Genomic DNA, 17665 nt, shown 5'->3' with positions numbered 1-17665 from the left:
ATGCCGGAATTTGTCATACCCCAAACCCATGAAACCGATCCGATTTGTCATTCTGCTGCTTTCGGCGGCGCTGGCAGCCTGTTCGGCCGAGCGGTTCGAAACTGTCGGCCGACCCGATGTTTCCGTGCGCAACGCCTGCTATCCGAGCAACCGGGCGCCGCTGCAACCCCAGTATTTTATCAAACTTCCCGTCGGGGCCGTGCGTCCCGCAGGGTGGGTCGCGCGCCAGCTGCAACTCCAGGCCGAGGGGCTGAGCGGGCATCTCGACGAAATCAGCGTCTGGCTCGAGAAGGAGCGCAACGCCTGGCTCGGCCGGGGCGACAGCAACGGCTGGGAGGAGGTTCCCTACTGGCTGCGCGGATATGCCGCGACGGCCTGGATTCTCGGCGACCGGGCGATGACGGAGAAGGCCCGCGGGTGGATCGAGGGCATCCTTTCGACGCAGCGGCCCGACGGCTGGTTCGGACCCGTCCTCGAGAACGAGCGGGGCAGCCGCGACCTGCTGGCGAACATGGTGGTCTGCTGGATCGCAGGACTACTACGACTATACGGGCGATGAGCGCGTCATCGCGTTTCTGACGAACTATTACAAGTGGCTCGCAGCCTGCCCGGACGAACTGTTTCTGAAACACTACTGGGACAACAGCCGCGGCGGCGACATGATGTGGACGCTGGCGTGGCTCTACAACCGCACGGGCGACGAATCGCTCCCCGGACTGGCCCGCAAGATCCACCGCAATACGGCCGACTGGACCCGGTCGGCGCAGCTGCCCAACTGGCACGTCGTGAACATCGCCCAGGGGTTCCGCGAACCGGCCGAATGGTGGATGTTCTCGGGTGACCGGAAGGCGCTTCACGCGACGTATAACGTCTTCAGCTTTATCCGCCGGGCCTTCGGGCAGGTTCCGGGCGGCATGTACGGGGCCGACGAAAACGCCCGGATCGGCTTCTTCGACCCGCGGCAGGGGACGGAAACCTGCGCGTTCGTCGAGCAGATGCTCTCCGACAACATCCTGCTGCAAGTCACCGGCGACCCCGCATGGGCCGAAAACTGCGAGGACGTGGCCTTCAACAGCTATCCGGCGGCGCTGATGCCCGATTACAGGGCGCTGCGCTACCTGACCTGCCCGAACCATGTCGTCAGCGACTCCCGCAACCACAACCCGGGTATCGACAACTCCGGGCCGTTCCTGGCCATGAACCCGTTCAGCAGCCGCTGCTGCCAGCACAATCACGGGATGGGGTGGCCCTATTACATCCAGCATCTGGTGATGGCCACGCCCGACAACGGGGCCGCCGCAGTCGTTTACAGCGCCTGCACGGCGACGCTGACGGTGGGCGACGGGCGGCAGGTCACCCTCACCGAGTCGGGCAACTACCCGTTCGAGGAGCAGGTGACGTTCACCGTGAACACCGACGCGGAGGTGTCGTTCCCGCTGTACCTCCGTATTCCGGCGTGGTGCGACGGGGCTTCGGTGCTCGTCAACGGGCGCAGGGCGGCGGGGGAGTGCACGCCGGGCAAGTACGTGAAACTCGCGCGCGAATGGCACGACGGCGACCGGGTCGTGCTGAACCTCCCGATGACGCTCTCACAGCGCACGTGGCAGGTCAACCAGAACGGCGTGACGGTCGATTACGGTCCGCTGACGCTCTCGCTGAAGATCGACGAGGAGTACCGTCGTGTCGACAGCCGCGCGACGGCCATCCGCGATTCGAAGTGGCAGACCGGTGCCGACGTGGAGAAATGGCCCTCCTATGAAATACACGCGGCTTCGCCGTGGAATTACGCCCTGGTGGCCGATGCGCCGATAACGGTCCGCAGGCGGGCATGGCCTGCCGACGACAATCCCTTCACGCTGGAGTCCGTGCCGTTGGAGTTCTCGGCCAAGGGGCGGCTGGTCCCGTCGTGGACCGTCGACGAATACGGGCTTACGGGCGTGCTGCCCGGACCGTGGGAGGAGCGCGACGGGGAGGAGCGCGACATCGAACTGGTTCCGATGGGCGCCGCCCGGCTCCGCATCTCGGTTTTCCCGCCCGCGGAGTGAGCCTTGCGGCCCGGCTCGACCCATTCCTGTCTGACATCGCTTCCGCCGTGGCGTGACGACACTCCCGTTTGCCGGTCCGTTTTGCCGCGCCGCACGCGATTCGGTTTTGAATTGTCGGGCTTTTCGCTATCTTTGGTGTCGTGACGACACTCTTGTTTGCCGGTCCGTTTTGCCGCGCCGCACGCAATTCGGTTTTGAATTGTCGGGCTTTTCGCTATCTTTGTATTCTGTAAAGTTGCGAAAATATGCTGAAAAGGTGCTGTGTCCTGTTGTTTCTCCTGCTTCCGTGTGCGGCGGCGGCCCAGTACCCCGGCGACGAATACTATCCCTATGCCGAACGCGAGGAGCGGCGGGAACTGCTCACGACCGATTCGGCGATCTTCTACCGCGCCGTGCAGTCCCCTTCGGACCTCTACGGACTCCGCACCGATTTCAACCTGCCGCAGGTCGCGCTCCGGCGTCGCGGACTGGATTACACGCTGGAACGCACGTCGCTCATGGGCGTTGCGGTTTCCTACCGTTACCTCACGGCGCTGCGCCTGCTCGGGGCCGAAGAACAGCGCTATGCGGGGCTTGCCGCCGCGCCCGGGGAGCCGTGTGCGGCGGGTGGCATGCGGGCGTTCCGGTTTTCGGACGGGGAGCCGTTGCAGCCCTTTCTGGCTTCGGTCCGCTTCACCGACCGCAACTACCTCGTGGGGGCGAAAGCCGCCGTCTCGGCGTCGCCGGGCGACGGTTGGCGCATCTCGGCGGCCCTCGACGCCCGCACGGGCCGCGACATGCACGTCGAAGGGGTCTTCACCAATGCCGTGACCGCCGGACTGCGCGTTGCCCGGCGTTTCGGCGAAGGGCACGAACTCTCCGTGCTGTGCATCGTGCCGCCCTCGGTGCGGGGCACGCGGCTCTCCTCCTCGGAGGAGGCTTTCACGCTCACGGGCGACCGCCTCTACAACCCGGCATGGGGCTGGCAGGACGGTCGGGTGCGCAACTCCCGCGTGCGGCGCGAGACGGTTCCGCTGGCTCTGGCGGCCTATGCCGTGCCGCTGTCGGCTTCGACCTCGCTCACCGCCGCGCTGGCCGCCGAGGCCGGCGTCGCGAAGTACAGCATGCTCGACTGGTACGACGCCCGTACGCCGATGCCCGACAACTACCGCTACCTGCCGGGTTATACCGGCGACCGGGAGACCGAGCAGGCGTGGCTTGCCGGCGATCCGCGCTACACGCAGATCGACTGGGACGAACTGATCCGCCAGAACCGCATGGCGGGCGGACATGCGGTCTATGCGCTGGAAGACCGTGCCGAACGGCTCTGCAACCTCGCCTTCGACGTGTCGTTCGCCACCGATGTCGACGCCCGGCTGACGCTACGCTACGGAGTTTCGCTCCGCCGCGAAAATACCCGTTCCTACAAGCAGATGCGCGACCTGCTGGGCGCCGGGTACGTCACGGACATCGACCGCTTTCTGATCGACGACGATACGTACAGCAACAAACTTCAGAACGACCTGCGGCATCCCGGACGGACGATCCGCGAGGGCGACCGTTTCGGCTACGACTATGCGCTGACGCAGCGCGGGGCTGCGCTGCGCCTGCAAGCCGATTACCGTTCCGACCGCTTTCGGGCCGATCTTTCGGCCGTGCTGGGGAGCGACGCCGTCAGCCGCCGGGGCTATTACGAGAAGGAGCTTTTTCCCGGCGGGCAGTCCTGCGGTCCCTCGCGCGTCGTGCGGTTCACGCCCTATGCCTTCAAGGTCGTTGCGGGCTGGGCCTTCTCCCCGCGCCGCTACCTCGAAATCGCCGCCGCGGCCGCCGCCCGGACCCCTCGGGCCGGGGACCTTTTCTTCCAGCCGCTCTACAACAACCGTACGGTCGACAACCCCGTGCCCGAACGCATCTACGCCGCCCAGCTCAATTACCGCCTGACGGGACCCGTCGTCGATTTTCAGGCGACGCTCTTCGCCGTCACGACGCTCGACGGCATCGAAACGCGGCCTTATTACGACGACATGGCCTCGGTCTACTGCGACATGGCCGTGACGGGCGTCGGGCGCATGTCCTGCGGTGCGGAGGCCGCCGCCGACATCCGGTTGTCCTACCGCTGGCAGCTGTCGCTGGCGGCTTCGGCCGGACGTTATAAATATATCCGCGATCCGCGCGTCACGGTACTCTCCGACGTGGATAACTCGGCGGTCGACGTGCAGGCCGTGAGCCGTATGGGCGGCTGCCAGACGGGCGGCGCGCCGCAGCTGACCGCCCTGGCGGAGATCGCCTGGTTCGGCCCGAAAGGGTGGGGATGCCGCGCGTCGGCAGGGTATGCCGGGCGGCGTTACGTCGAGCCGATGCCCCTGCGCCGCACCGACCGCATCGCGGGTCAGGGCGGCATCACGCGGGAGTTTTTCGACGCCTTCACCCGGCAGGAGCGGCTTCCGGACGCCTTCACGCTCGACGCCGCGCTGTTCAAGTCGTTCCGGTTCGAACGTTCGCGGCTCACCGCGTCGCTGATGCTGCGCAACCTGACGGGCGAAGCCGATACGGTCTACGGCGGCTACGAGTCGCTGCGTGTGCGCCGCATCCGCCCGGGCGACGACACGCTCTACGCGCCCCATGCCTCGCGCTATACCTATGCGTGGCCCCGTTCGTTCTATCTTACAATCTCTTACCGGTTCTGATCCGCACGTAAAAAATCGTCCGGATTTTTTGGATTTCCGCGTTAATTTCGTATTTTGGAGAGGCAAAAAACCTTAAAAAACATCCAGATCCATGATTATCGGTATTCCAAAAGAGATCAAGAACAACGAGAACCGCGTTGCTCTTACCCCCGCAGGCGCCCAGGAGCTTGTGAAGCGGGGCCACAAAGTTTATGTGCAGGCTACGGCCGGTGTGAACAGCGGATTTGCCGATGATGCCTACACGGCCGTCGGGGCGGAGACGCTTCCCTCGATCGAGGAGGTCTACGCCCGGGCGGAAATGATCGTCAAGGTCAAGGAACCGGTGGCTCCCGAGTACAAACTCATCCGCAGGGACCAGCTGGTTTTCACCTTTTTCCACTTCGCCAGCAGCGAACCCCTCACGCGTGCGATGATCGACAGCGGGGCGGTCTGCTGTGCCTACGAGACCGTCGAGCGCGCCGACCGTTCGCTGCCGCTGCTGATTCCGATGTCGGAGGTCGCGGGACGCATGGCCGCGCAGGAGGGACGTTATTTCCTCGAAAAACCCCGCGGCGGCAAGGGCGTGCTGCTGGGCGGCGTGCCGGGCGTGAAGCCCGCCAGGGTCTTCGTCATCGGCGCGGGCGTTGTCGGAACGGCTGCGGCGCGTACCGCCGCCGGAACGGGGGCCGACGTGACGATCTGCGACATTTCGCTCCAGCGGCTGACCTACCTGGCCGACGTGATGCCGCGCAACGTCAAGACGCTGATGTCTTCCGAATACAACATCCGCGAGGAGCTGAAGCACGCCGATCTGGTGGTCGGCTCGGTGCTGATTCCGGGCGCCAAGGCCCCGAAGCTCGTCACGCGCGACATGCTCCGGGAGATGGAGCCGGGAACGGTGATGGTCGACGTGGCCATCGACCAGGGCGGCTGTTTCGAGACTTCGCGCCCCACCACGCACGAGGATCCGGTCTATTACGTCGACGGCATCCTGCACTACTGCGTGGCCAACATTCCGGGCGCCGTGCCCCGCACCTCGACCCTCGCGCTTACGAATGCGACGCTTCCCTACGCCATCCAGCTTGCCGACAAGGGCTGGCGGCGCGCCGCGCAGGAGAATCCCGAACTGGCGCTGGGTCTGAACATCATCGGCGGCAGGGTGGTCTGCAAACCCGTGGCCGACGCCTGGGGCCTGCCCTACGAGCCGCTGGCGCTGTAACCTGCCGGGGCGTAATCCGCAGGCGATGTAACCGGCTGACGCTTTAATCCCCGGACATTGTAACCTGCCGGCCTGTTTTGCGGCGGCCTCCCTGTCCATCCGGAACGGGGAGGCCGCCGGTGTGTCATTATCCGACTTTTTGGACGATTTGTTTTTGAAATTATTAAATAATTCATATATTTGCAAGAGAGCAAGGCAGTTACGTTTGCCGTTCCGGTTTCATTCCGATTGGAAAGCGTCGCTAAAAGCGTCGAATGTTCAAGTACGGCGACTGTTTTTGTTACGAATCGTAAGCAATATAGGAAGTCAGGGTGGCGTTTGCCGCACGGAAAGCGTGGGGCGGCGTCATTAAGTTTTATTCGATAAAGAGGTTAGTATGAGCGAGAGATTGTACATTTTCGACACCACGCTGCGCGACGGTGAGCAGGTCCCCGGTTGTCAGTTGAACACCACCGAAAAAATTGAAGTCGCCAAGCTGCTCGAAAGCCTTGGTGTAGACGTCATCGAGGCGGGATTTCCCATCTCCAGCCCCGGTGATTTCAACTCCGTGCTGGAGATTTCCAAGGCCGTTTCCGAGCCGACGATCTGCGCGCTGACCCGCGCCGTGAAGAAGGACATCGACGTTGCGGCCGACGCGCTGCGGCTGGCGAAGCGCAAGCGGATCCACACGGGCATCGGCGTTTCGCCGCAGCATATCTACGACAAACTGCGTTCCACGCCCGAGAAGATCGTCGAATCGGCCGTCGAGGCGGTGAAATACGCCAAACGCTATGTCGAGGACGTGGAGTTCTACGCCGAGGACGCCGGGCGCGCCGACGTCGAGTACCTCGCCCGCGTGGTCGAGGCGGTCATCAAGGCCGGTGCGACGGTGGTCAACATCCCCGACACGACGGGCTACTGCCTCCCGAACGAATACGGCGCGAAGATCAAATACCTCGTGGACAACGTTCCCAACATCGGCCGGGCGATCATTTCGACCCATTGCCACAACGACCTGGGCATGGCTACGGCCAATACGCTGAGCGGCATCCTGAACGGTGCGCGGCAGGCCGAGGTCACGATCAACGGCATCGGTGAACGTGCCGGCAACACTTCGCTCGAAGAGGTGGTGATGACGCTGCGCTGCCACAAGGACGTGGCCATCGACACGAACATCAATTCGCGCCTGATCACCAAGGCCTCGCACCTGGTGTCGAGCCTGATGAACATGCCCGTGCAGCCCAACAAGGCCATCGTGGGCCGCAACGCCTTCGCCCATTCGTCGGGCATCCACCAGGACGGGGTGCTCAAGCAGCGCCAGACCTACGAGATCATCGACCCGCAGGACATCGGGCTGAACGAGTCGGTCATCGCCCTCACGGCCCGCAGCGGCCGCGCGGCCCTCGTGCACCGGCTCGAACTGCTGGGCTACGACCTCACGCAGGAGGAATTGGACGCCACGTACGAGAAATTCCTCGCCCTGGCCGACAAGAAAAAGGAGATTCACGACTACGACCTGTTGTACCTCGTGGGCGACATCGACCGCATGAAGCAGCAGTCCATTTCGTTGAAATTCATGCAGGTGACCACCGGGACGCTGGTTCCGACGGCTACCGTAGTGCTGAAATTCGGCGACCACGAACGCATGTCCACGGCCACGGGCAACGGCCCGGTCGACGCGGCGGTCTCGGCCATCAAGAAACTGATCAACGAGAAGGTGGTGCTTGCCGAGTTCCTGATGCAGGCCATCACGCGCGGTTCGAACGACGTGGGCCGCGTGCACGTGCAGGTCGAGTGCGGCAGCCGCACGGTTCACGGATTCGGCGCGCACACCGACACCACGCGGGCTTCGATCGAGGCGTTCCTCGACGCGCTGCGCGCACTCAACGTAACCGAAAAGATCGAGGAGGAGGACTGATATGGGACGAACGCTTCTGGACAAGATATGGGACGCGCACACGGTGCGTGTCGAGGATGGCGGCCGCTGTGTGCTCTACATCGACCGGCAGTACATTCACGAGGTGACTTCACCCGTGGCCTTCGCGGGCATCGAACGCCGCGGTTTCAGCGTCGCGCGCCCTTCGCAGATCACGGCCACGGCCGACCATAACATCCCGACCGTCGACCAGCACCTCCCGATCGGGGAGCCGGAGTCGCGGCGGCAGGTCGAGACGCTGGCCGGGAACTGCGCCCGCCACGGTATCGAGCACTTCGGCGTGGGACACCCCAGGCAGGGTATCGTGCACATCATCGGCCCGGAGCTGGGATTCACGCAGCCGGGCATGACCATCGTCTGCGGCGACAGCCACACTTCGACCCACGGGGCTTTGGGCGCCGTGGCGTTCGGCGTGGGAACTTCGGAGGTCGAAATGGTCTTCGCCAGCCAGTGTATCCTGCAGACCAAACCCCGTACGATGCGCATTACGGTCGACGGCGCGCTGCGTCCGGGCGTCGAGGCCAAGGATGTCATCCTTTACATCATCTCGAAGCTCACCGCTTCGGGCGGCACGGGTTATTTCATCGAGTTTGCCGGCAGTACGATCCGTTCGCTTTCGATGGAGGGCCGCATGACGGTCTGCAACATGAGTATCGAGTGCGGCGCTCGGGGCGGCATGATCGCCCCCGACGAGAAGACCTTCGCGTACCTTCGGGGCCGCGAACGCGCGCCGCAGGGAGCCGCCTACGATGAGGCCGTGGCCCGCTGGCGGGAACTTTACAGCGACCCCGACGCGGTTTTCGACAGGGAATACCGCTTCGATGCCGCGGACATCGCCCCGATGATCACCTACGGAACCAACCCCGGGATGGGGATGGCCGTCGACGGGACGATTCCCGCCGACGCCGATCCCAAGGCGCTGGATTACATGGGATTCAGGCCCGGGGAGAAGATGCTGGGCAAAGCGGTCGACTACGTGTTCGTCGGCAGCTGCACCAACGGCCGCATCGAGGACCTGCGCCGCTTCGCCAAGCTGGTCGAGGGGCGCCGCAGGGCCGACAGCGTGATTGCGTGGATCGTCCCCGGTTCGAAGGGCGTCGAAGCCGCCGCCAAGGCCGAAGGGCTGGACCGAATCCTCGCAGCGGCGGGTTTCGAGCTCCGCCAGCCGGGCTGTTCGGCGTGCCTGGCGATGAACGCCGACAAGATTCCGGCGGGCAAGTACAGCGTTTCGACCTCGAACCGCAATTTCGAGGGCCGGCAGGGTCCCGGTGCCCGCACGATGCTGTCGGGCGTGGCCGTTGCCGCCGCCGCCGCGGTGACGGGCGTGATTTCCGATCCGCGCGAAGTGTTCGGAATGCGGGATAACAACCCGGAATAAGCCCTTGTTTGCCGGTGCGTTCCGGATGGTTGTTTTCGCCGCCTCCGGCGTCGTTTGCAAGTCTGACCCCACCCGTTTCTGGCAGGGGGCTTCGTGTTGCTCCGCAGCAAAATTAGTGCTATTGAATGTTTAATTTTAAGAGCGTATGTCTATTCCCAAATTCGTAACCTTCACCTCGGGGGCCGTTCCCGTCGAGGTGGAAAACATAGATACCGACCAGATCATCCCGGCGCGCTTCCTGAAAGCCACCGAACGCAAGGGCTTCGGCGACAACCTTTTCCGCGACTGGCGCTACGATGCCTCGGGCGCGAAGATCGCGTCGTTCCCGCTGAACGACGCCCGCTACGAGGGGCGCATCCTCGTCGCCGGACGCAATTTCGGCTGCGGAAGTTCGCGCGAGCATGCCGCCTGGGCCATCGCCGACTACGGTTTCCGCGTCGTGGTGTCGAGCTTCTTCGCCGACATCTTCCTGGGCAACGCCCTGAACAACGGCCTGCTGCCGATCCGCGTGAGCGAGGAGTTTCTGAAGGCCGTTTTCGACGAGATCCGGCGCGACCCGAAAGCGCAGTTCACCGTCGACCTGGACAACCAGACGCTGACCATCGTGTCGGACGGCCGCAGCGAGGGCTTCGAGATCGACGCCTACAAGAAACGCTGTCTCGAAAACGGCTACGACGACGTGGACTACCTGCGCAGTATCGCCGACCGGATCGAGGCCTTCGAAGCCGCCCGCAAATAGCCTGCGCCGATGCTTCCCCCGGTTGAAATAATGGACACCACGCTGCGCGACGGCGAGCAGACCTCGGGCGTTTCCTTCAATGCCCGTGAAAAGCTCTCCATCGCCCGGCTGTTGCTGGAGGAACTGCATGTAAGCCGCATCGAGATCGCCTCGGCGCGGGTCTCGCAGGGCGAACAGCAGGCCGTGCGCGCCATCGCCGAGTGGGCTGCCGCCAAGGGCTATGCCGACCGTGTGGAGGCGCTGGGATTCATCGACGGCGGGGTGTCGCTCGACTGGCTCGGGGCGGCCGGATGCCGCGTGGTCAACCTGCTGGCCAAAGGCTCGCGGAAACATTGCGAGGGGCAGCTGCGCCGCACGCCCGAACGGCATCTGGAGGATGTGCGCACCGAGATCCTTGCGGCCGCCGACCGCGGGATGAAGGTGAATCTCTATCTCGAAGACTGGTCCAACGGCATGCGTCGTTCGCCCGACTACGTCTACGCGATGCTCGACGGACTGGCCGACGCTCCCGTCAGCCGGTTTATGTGCCCCGACACGCTGGGTGTCCTCGATCCCTACGATACCGAACGTTTCTGCCGCGACCTTACGGAGCGTTATCCGTCGCTGCGTTTCGATTTTCACGCCCACAACGACTACGACCTCGCCGTGGCCAACACCGCCGCCGCCGTGCGGGCGGGTTTCCACGGCGTTCATGTCACCGTGAACGGGCTGGGCGAGCGGGCCGGCAACGCGCCGCTGTCGAGCACCGTGGCCGTGCTGCACGACCGTCTGGGCCGCACGACGGGTGTCGACGAAACGAAGATCAACCGCGTCAGCCGCACGGTCGAGAGTTATACGGGCATCCGCATTCCCGCCAACCGCCCGATCGTCGGCGCGAGCGTCTTCACGCAGTGCGCGGGCATCCACGCCGACGGCGACAACAAGAACAACCTTTATTTCAACGAACTGCTTCCCGAACGTTTCGGGCGCGTCCGCGAATATGCCCTGGGCAAAACCTCGGGCAAGGCCAATGTCCTGAAAAACCTCGAAGCGCTGGGCATCGACCTCGACGAGGCCGCGATGCGCAAGGTGACCGAACGGGTGGTCGAATTGAGCGACAAGAAGGAGCAGGTGACGGCCGAGGACCTGCCGTATATCATCGCCGACGTGCTGCGCTACGACCCGGTCGACACCCCGGTCCGGATCCTCAATTACAGCCTCTCGTTGGCGCAGGGGATGCATCCCGTCGCGACGCTCCGGATCGAGATCCACGGCCGCGCGTACGAGCGGACCTCGGCGGGCGACGGCCAGTACGACGCCTTCATGCGTGCCCTGCGGCAGATTTACCGCGAACAGCTCGGGCGCGAGTTTCCGATGCTGCGCGACTATACCGTTTCGATTCCGCCCGGAGGCCGCACCGACGCCTTCGTGCAGACGATCATCACCTGGGAGATGGACGGCCGCGAGTTCAAGACCCGAGGGTTGGACGCCGACCAGACGGAGGCCGCCATCAAGGCGACGGTCAAAATGTTGAATATCATTGAAATAACCTATAACGACAATGGATGTTAAAATTGCTCTTTTAGCCGGCGACGGCATCGGTCCCGAGATCGTCGCCGAAGCCACGAAAGTGTTGGACCGCGTGGCGGAAAAGTTCGGACACAAAATCGAGTACCGTCCCGCATTGGTGGGCGCCGCGGCCATCGACGCCACGGGCGACCCCTATCCCGACGAGACGCACGCCGTCTGCCTCGACGCCGACGCCGTGCTGTTCGGGGCCATCGGGGACCCCAAATACGACAACGACCCCACGGCGAAGGTGCGTCCCGAGCAGGGCCTGCTGCGGATGCGCAAGTCGCTGGGACTTTTCGCCAACCTGCGCCCCGTTGCGTTGTTCGACGCGCTGGCCGACCGTTCGCCGCTCAAGGAGGAGGTGGTCCGCGGCACGGATTTCATTTGCGTGCGCGAACTGACCGGCGGCATCTACTTCGGCCGTCCGCAGGGCCGCGACGAGGAGGGCACGCGCGCCTTCGACACCTGCACCTACACGGTCTCGGAGATCGAACGGGTCCTGCACGTGGCGTTCCGGCTGGCCGTGTCGCGCCGCCGCAAACTGACGGTCGTCGACAAGGCCAACGTGCTGGAAACCTCGCGCCTGTGGCGTGAAACGGCCCAGCGGATAGCCCGGGAGTACCCCGAGGTGGCGGTGGATTATATGTTCGTGGACAACGCCGCCATGCAGATCATCCGCCAACCGGCTTATTTCGATGTCATCGTCACCGAAAACATGTTCGGCGACATCCTCACCGACGAGGCCAGCGTCATCAGCGGCTCGCTGGGCATGCTCTCCTCTGCGAGCGTGGGGGCCGAAGTGGCCCTTTTCGAGCCGATCCACGGCTCCTATCCGCAGGCCGCGGGAAAGAACATCGCCAACCCGATGGCCACGATTCTCTCGGCCGCGATGCTCCTGGAGCACCTGGGCCTCGACGCCGAAGGGCGTGCCGTGCGGCGTGCCGTCGATCGGGCGCTGGCCGACGGTGTCGTCACCGAGGACCTCGCGGCGCCGGGCGAAAAGGCCCGTTCGACCTCCGAGGTGGGCGATTACGTCGCTTCGCAGATTTGATCCCGTTATTCCGGATTGCCGGCAGGCCGCTTTTTCGCGGTCTGCTTTTTTTGGTGCCGTAACGACGCTTTTATTTTTGTTGGGACGTTTTACCGAACTGCATGCGAATCGATTTTGTTCTCGTCCGACTTTTATGTACCTTTGTCGTTTCAAGAACAATGAAATAACATGGCAGGTTCCAATTTCGTAGATTACGTAAAGATATTCGCCCGCTCGGGTCACGGCGGCGGCGGCTCGACGCATTTCCGCCGCGAGAAATTCGTGGCGTTCGGCGGTCCCGACGGCGGTGACGGCGGCAAGGGCGGCAGCATCGTCCTGCAGGGCGACAAGCAGTACTGGACACTCATCCACCTCAAATACCAGCGCCACCAGTTCGCCGAGGACGGCGAGCACGGCTCCGGGGCGCGTTCTTCGGGCAAGGACGCCCGCGACATCGTGATTCCGGTTCCGCTGGGCACGGTCGCCAAGCGCGTCTTCGAGAGCGAGGACGGGACCACGACCACCGAAACGGTGGGCGAGGTGACGGCCGACGGCGAGCGGCTCGTGCTGCTCCGGGGCGGCCGGGGCGGTCTGGGCAACTGGCATTTCAAGAGTGCCACGAATCAGACGCCGCGCTACGCCCAGCCGGGTGAGGAGGGGGAGGAAGGCACGTTCATCCTCGAACTGAAGGTGCTGGCCGACGTGGGGCTGGTGGGCTTCCCCAATGCGGGCAAGTCGACGCTGCTCTCGGTCGTTTCGGCCGCGAAGCCCAAGATCGCCGACTACGCCTTCACGACGCTGGAGCCGAACCTCGGTATTGTCGAGGTCCGCGACCACAAGTCGTTCGTCATGGCCGACATTCCGGGCATCATCGAGGGTGCGCACGAGGGCCGCGGTCTGGGAACCCGTTTCCTGCGTCATATCGAGCGCAATTCGGTGCTGTTGTTCCTGATTCCCGCCGACAGCGACGACATCCGCCGCGACTACGACGTCCTGCTGGGCGAACTGACGCAGTACAATCCCGAACTGCTGGACAAGGAGCGCCTGCTGGCCGTCACCAAGTGCGACATGCTCGACGAGGACCTGATCGCCGAGATGCGCGGCCACCTGCCCGAAGGCGTACCGTCGGTCTTCATCTCGTCGGTCTCGGGGCTGAACATTCCGCGGCTCAAGGATATGCTGTGGGAGGCGTTGCAGCGGTAAATTCCTGCGTCGTCCGCGCCGGACATCCGGCGGTTCGGGGAGATGCTGCGGAAGACGTTGCCGTGCCGGAAAATTCCGCTTCGCGGTTGGTGACGCGCAGGGAGTACTTTCCGGCGAAATAGTCGATGATTCCATACAAGGAGCCTGTGCCCTGGGGCAGAGGCTCCTTTGCGTAGGCGCAGGTCGCGGCGGTCCGCACGGTGAAGGTCCGGCCCCGGGTGTCGACGATCATGCGCTCGGTGGCGACGGTGCGGCCCGTCTCCGGGTCGGTGTCGCACCAGGTTTTCCCGGCGTCGGCGAAACGCACGTCGTCGAAACGGACGCGGGTGTCGATGTGCCGGGCCGAGACGGCGTCGAACGTCAGGAGCTGTGCGGAGGGGGTCTCGCCGCCGGGCGGTTCGGTGCGGATGTACCGTGCCAGCTCTTCGCGCGGGATGCACCCTGCGCCGTCGTCGCCGGGTGTCGTTCCCAGCTGGATTTTCCCGCCGTAGTCGCACAGCGTCAGGCCGTTGCAGCGTACGGTCGCCACGATGCCGAACGGATAGAGGTCCGCCAGCGGGGAGCCTTCCGCAGCGATCGCGATGCCGCCCGAGGCGTCTTCGACGACGATCGTCCTGTAAAATTCGCCGTAGAGGTCGTTGGCCGTGACGAATCCGCGGATGATGATGTCCTGCGTCACCGCGACGCTGCTTTTCCCGTCGCAGAGCGACTTGAGGTAGGCGACCGAATTCTGCGGTTCCGGGGGACAGACCGTGAATTCGGGCTGCGTGGCCCGGTCGCATCCGGCCGGCAGCGTCAGCAGGATCGGCAGGACCAGCAAGCCCGGCAGGATCGGCAGGCTAATGCGTGCAGTCGTTTTCATCGCGCAGTTTGAGAATGTAACGTCCGTCGCCCGCGGCATCGTACTGGAGAATGCCCGTCAGCGAGACCGTGCCGGCAGGCACTTCGGCGTCGGCGAAACGGGCGTATGGGCGGACATAGGTGTAGACGGCGTTGCCGTCGGCGTCGGTAAAACGCTTGTAGCCCGCCCACGTCGGGGCTGAAAGATCTTCGGGGGTGTAGCGCAGGCCGTCGATGCGAACGAGCGTGCCGCAGCGGTTTTCCGTAAGCGCAGGAATGGTAAGCGGGGCAGGGGAGGGCGCGGCCAGGGTTTCGCCGCTGCGGACCAGCACGGCGCCGAGCGCCGCCCGGGAGCCGATGTAATCCGTTGCGTAGCCGCTTCCGGCGGCGGGCGGACGTCCCGCCTGCAACACCCCGCGGCTCTGGGCGACGGTGAGTCCCCGGAGTGAAAGCGTAACACGGCTTCCTATGGGGAAGTCGTTGTGCAGGTGGTCGATACCGGCCATTACCTCAAGCCCCGCTTCAGCGTCGCAGATGCAGAGCGTGCGGTAGAAATTCTCCGCTCGGTCGCTGCTCGCGACCCTTCCCGTGACGACGATGTCGCCCGTAACGGTGAAGGGCGTGCCCGCATAACGGGCGCGCAGCGCCGCGATGGTCTCCGTCGCGGGTTTCTCCCCTCCGTCGTCGTCCGGCTTCCCGAACGGGGAGTCGTAGCATCCGCCCGCCAGCAGGACGGCGGCAAGGCAGAGAAGGGGTATGGGCCGGGAACGGGACATGTTTTTAAGGCAAGGCGGTGCGGCAATGGCGGTCCGAAGCGGGATGCGGTGTATCGTGCGGAATCGGATCCGGCAGTCTCACTGTTCGATACGGGAATCTTTCAGTCCCAGGAAATAGAGGATGCCGTCCAGCCCGATGGTCGAGATCGACTGCCGGGCCGTGGCCTTCACCTTGGGTTTGGCGTGGAAGGCGATGCCCAGGCCCGCGAGGTTGAGCATCGGCAGGTCGTTGGCACCGTCGCCGACGGCCACCGACTGGGCGATGTTGATCTCCTCGAACTGACACAGCAGCCGCAGCAGTTCGGCCTTGCGGCGTCCGTCGACCACCTCGCCGACGTAGCGTCCCGTGAGGCGTCCGTCCTCGATCTCCAGTTCGTTGGCGTAAACGTAGTCGAAGCCGTATTTCTGGCGCAGGTAGTTGCCGAAATAGGTGAATCCGCCGGAGAGGATCGCCGTTTTGTAACCCACGCGTTTGAGGATCGTCATCATGCGTTCCAGCCCCTCGGTGATGGGCAGGTTGCGGGCGATCTCCTCCATGACCGAGACGTCCAGTCCCTTGAGCAGCGCGACCCTCTGTGAAAAGCTCTCGCGGAAGTCGATCTCGCCGCGCATGGCGCTGGCTGTGATCTCGCGCACCTTGCCGCCCACGCCCGCGCGCTCGGCCAGTTCGTCGATCACCTCGGTCTCGATCAGCGTCGAGTCCATGTCGAAGCAGATCAGGCGGCGGCTGCGGCGGTAGATGTCGTCCTTCTGGAACGAAACGTCGAGACCGATCTCCGAGAGGTTCATGAATCCCTCCTGCATCGTGCTGCGCTCCTGGTCGGTGAGCGATCCGCGCACCGAGAGTTCGATGCACGACTTGGCGGCGCGGTCGTCCTCGCAGAGGGGCATGCGGCCCGTGAGGCGTTTGATGGCGTCGATGTTCAGCCCGTGCTCGGCCACGACCTTCGTCACCTGGGCGATGTGGCGCGCCGTGACGGTGCGGCCCAGCAGGGTGATGATGTAGCGGTTTTTGCCCTGACGGCCCACCCAGTCGTTGTAGCGGTCCTCGGGGATGGGCGTGAAACGGATCATAACGCCCAGTTCCGACGCCTTGAACAACAGCTCCTTCATGATGCTCCCCGACTTGTCGGCCGTGGTCTTTATCAGGATGCCGAGCGTCAGCGACTGGTGGATGTTGGCCTGTCCGATGTCGAGGATGAAGGCGTCGTAGCGTGCGAGGATTTCGGTGAGCGACGAGGTCATGCCCGGTTTGTCTTCGCCCGAAATGTTTATCTGGATAATTTCAACGTTGTTCTGCATCGTATCATGTATGGTGTTTTCCGTCGCTTTCTGCAAAAAGCGTAGACAAAGTTAATAAAGTTCTCCTTTTTTTGGCTATTTTTGCCTCACAAACTTAAAAAACGGAATTATGTGGACATTTTTAGCGGCCGAGGATCCGGCTCCCCTGATGGTTCCCGACAGTGTGCAGAAAGCCCATTTCGCGGAGACGGTCGAGAAGATCGCCAATATCGATTACCATGCCCTGTTGCAGACGCTGCTCTCCGAGTCGGTCTGGATCGTCATTAAAATCGCCATTGCGCTGGCGATCTACTTCGTCGGACGGTGGATCGTGCGGCGCCTGCTGAAACTGATCGACGTGGCCATGCAGCACCGCAACGTCGACACTTCGCTGCGTTCGTTCACGCGCAATACCGTCAGCGCGGTCTTCACGCTGCTGCTCATCCTGATCGTCGTGTCGACGCTGGGCGTCAACGTGACGTCGCTCATCGCCGTCGCGTCGGCCGCCACGCTGGCCATCGGTATGGCTTTGAGCGGTACGGCCCAGAACTTTGCCGGCGGGGTGATGATCCTGCTGATGAAACCCTATCGTATCGGCGACTATATCTCGGCGCAGGGACAGTCGGGAACCGTGCGCGACATCAAGCTCTTCTCGACGGTGATCACCACGGCCGACAACCAGACGATCTATATTCCCAACAACTCGATCGCCACGGCCATTATCGACAACTATTCCACCTCCGAGACGCGCCGCGTGGACTGGACCGTGGGCATCTCCTACGGCGACGATGTGGACGTGGCCCGCGAGGCCGTCCTTTCGATGCTGGCCGCCGATCCGCGCGTCCTGCCCGATCCCGCCCCCGTGGTGTGGGTCGCTGCGTTGGCCGACAGTTCGGTGAACCTCTCGATCCGCGCATGGGTGAAGAACGGCGACTACTGGAACGTCTTTTTCGAGCATAACGAGCGATTCTACAAGGAGCTGCCGAAAGCCGGCATCAATTTCCCGTTCCCGCAGATGGACGTGCACCTGACCAAAGAGTAGG

Annotated in this window: 12 protein-coding genes and 1 pseudogene; 10 read left to right on the top strand and 3 right to left on the bottom strand. The window is 63.8% G+C overall.

The window, feature by feature from the left end; genetic code table 11:
* Positions 1–28 precede the first annotated feature (28 nt).
* The 9 genes and pseudogenes from ACGHP5_RS00290 (at position 29) to obgE (ending at position 13725) form a co-directional block, all read left to right on the top strand.
* A pseudogene (locus ACGHP5_RS00290) lies at positions 29–2045 on the top strand (beta-L-arabinofuranosidase domain-containing protein).
* 245 nt (positions 2046–2290) lie between these two features.
* On the top strand, positions 2291–4711 hold the full coding sequence (locus ACGHP5_RS00285) for a TonB-dependent receptor (RefSeq protein WP_390567791.1): 2421 nt from the start codon (positions 2291–2293) through the stop codon (positions 4709–4711).
* A gap of 91 nt (positions 4712–4802) precedes the next feature.
* The gene (gene ald / locus ACGHP5_RS00280; protein ID WP_290532056.1) at positions 4803–5909 is read left to right on the top strand and encodes an alanine dehydrogenase; all 1107 of its coding nucleotides are present in this window, start codon (positions 4803–4805) and stop codon (positions 5907–5909) included.
* 376 nt (positions 5910–6285) lie between these two features.
* Positions 6286–7806: a 2-isopropylmalate synthase gene (locus ACGHP5_RS00275; RefSeq protein ID WP_390567789.1), complete on the top strand. Its 1521-nt coding sequence runs from the start codon at positions 6286–6288 to the stop codon at positions 7804–7806.
* A 1-nt stretch (position 7807) separates the two neighbouring features.
* Positions 7808–9202, top strand: coding sequence for a 3-isopropylmalate dehydratase large subunit (gene leuC, locus ACGHP5_RS00270; RefSeq protein ID WP_290532054.1), 1395 nt, complete (start codon positions 7808–7810; stop codon positions 9200–9202).
* A 145-nt stretch (positions 9203–9347) separates the two neighbouring features.
* On the top strand, positions 9348–9941 hold the full coding sequence (gene leuD, locus ACGHP5_RS00265) for a 3-isopropylmalate dehydratase small subunit (protein ID WP_295900972.1): 594 nt from the start codon (positions 9348–9350) through the stop codon (positions 9939–9941).
* A gap of 9 nt (positions 9942–9950) precedes the next feature.
* Positions 9951–11492: an alpha-isopropylmalate synthase regulatory domain-containing protein gene (locus tag ACGHP5_RS00260; protein ID WP_390567786.1), complete on the top strand. Its 1542-nt coding sequence runs from the start codon at positions 9951–9953 to the stop codon at positions 11490–11492.
* Positions 11482–12543: a 3-isopropylmalate dehydrogenase gene (leuB, locus tag ACGHP5_RS00255; protein ID WP_390567784.1), complete on the top strand. Its 1062-nt coding sequence runs from the start codon at positions 11482–11484 to the stop codon at positions 12541–12543. Before ACGHP5_RS00260 ends, leuB begins: the two co-directional genes overlap by 11 nt.
* A 168-nt stretch (positions 12544–12711) precedes the next feature.
* Positions 12712–13725 carry a GTPase ObgE gene (gene obgE / locus ACGHP5_RS00250; RefSeq protein ID WP_295900966.1) on the top strand — a complete coding sequence of 338 codons (1014 nt, stop codon included), beginning with the start codon at positions 12712–12714 and terminating at the stop codon, positions 13723–13725.
* Here obgE and ACGHP5_RS00245 read toward each other — a convergent pair.
* The 3 genes from ACGHP5_RS00245 to serB form a co-directional block, all read right to left on the bottom strand.
* The gene (locus tag ACGHP5_RS00245) at positions 13691–14587 is read right to left on the bottom strand and encodes a DUF5689 domain-containing protein (RefSeq protein WP_337772747.1); all 897 of its coding nucleotides are present in this window, start codon (positions 14585–14587) and stop codon (positions 13691–13693) included. The genes obgE and ACGHP5_RS00245 overlap by 35 nt on opposite strands.
* Positions 14565–15341: a DUF5689 domain-containing protein gene (locus ACGHP5_RS00240; protein WP_337756042.1), complete on the bottom strand. Its 777-nt coding sequence runs from the start codon at positions 15339–15341 to the stop codon at positions 14565–14567. Before ACGHP5_RS00240 ends, ACGHP5_RS00245 begins: the two co-directional genes overlap by 23 nt.
* A 78-nt stretch (positions 15342–15419) precedes the next feature.
* Complete coding sequence (serB, locus tag ACGHP5_RS00235) at positions 15420–16643, bottom strand: phosphoserine phosphatase SerB (RefSeq protein WP_295900961.1); 1224 nt, start codon at positions 16641–16643, stop codon at positions 15420–15422.
* Between the two features lie 109 nt (positions 16644–16752).
* Between serB and ACGHP5_RS00230 the strand changes: the two genes are divergently transcribed.
* On the top strand, positions 16753–17664 hold the full coding sequence (locus ACGHP5_RS00230) for a mechanosensitive ion channel family protein (protein WP_295900960.1): 912 nt from the start codon (positions 16753–16755) through the stop codon (positions 17662–17664).
* Position 17665 lies beyond the last annotated feature (1 nt).

The organism is Alistipes sp. i18-0019-D1, assembly GCF_042852885.1.
Taxonomy (GTDB): Bacteria; Bacteroidota; Bacteroidia; order Bacteroidales; family Rikenellaceae; genus Alistipes.
Note: the sequence above shows the minus strand (reverse complement) of the source record. Positions and strands in the feature narration are given on the sequence as shown.

Excerpts from the sequence above, each read along its gene's own strand:
- ACGHP5_RS00285 (WP_390567791.1), top strand. The coding sequence starts at position 2,291 with ATGCTGAAAAGGTGCTGTGTCCTGTTGTTTCTCCTGCTTCCGTGTGCG.
- ald (WP_290532056.1), top strand. The coding sequence starts at position 4,803 with ATGATTATCGGTATTCCAAAAGAGATCAAGAACAACGAGAACCGCGTT.
- ACGHP5_RS00275 (WP_390567789.1), top strand. The coding sequence starts at position 6,286 with ATGAGCGAGAGATTGTACATTTTCGACACCACGCTGCGCGACGGTGAG.
- leuC (WP_290532054.1), top strand. The coding sequence starts at position 7,808 with ATGGGACGAACGCTTCTGGACAAGATATGGGACGCGCACACGGTGCGT.
- leuD (WP_295900972.1), top strand. The coding sequence starts at position 9,348 with ATGTCTATTCCCAAATTCGTAACCTTCACCTCGGGGGCCGTTCCCGTC.
- ACGHP5_RS00260 (WP_390567786.1), top strand. The coding sequence starts at position 9,951 with ATGCTTCCCCCGGTTGAAATAATGGACACCACGCTGCGCGACGGCGAG.
- leuB (WP_390567784.1), top strand. The coding sequence starts at position 11,482 with ATGGATGTTAAAATTGCTCTTTTAGCCGGCGACGGCATCGGTCCCGAG.
- obgE (WP_295900966.1), top strand. The coding sequence starts at position 12,712 with ATGGCAGGTTCCAATTTCGTAGATTACGTAAAGATATTCGCCCGCTCG.
- ACGHP5_RS00245 (WP_337772747.1), bottom strand. The coding sequence starts at position 14,587 with ATGAAAACGACTGCACGCATTAGCCTGCCGATCCTGCCGGGCTTGCTG.
- ACGHP5_RS00240 (WP_337756042.1), bottom strand. The coding sequence starts at position 15,341 with ATGTCCCGTTCCCGGCCCATACCCCTTCTCTGCCTTGCCGCCGTCCTG.
- serB (WP_295900961.1), bottom strand. The coding sequence starts at position 16,643 with ATGCAGAACAACGTTGAAATTATCCAGATAAACATTTCGGGCGAAGAC.
- ACGHP5_RS00230 (WP_295900960.1), top strand. The coding sequence starts at position 16,753 with ATGTGGACATTTTTAGCGGCCGAGGATCCGGCTCCCCTGATGGTTCCC.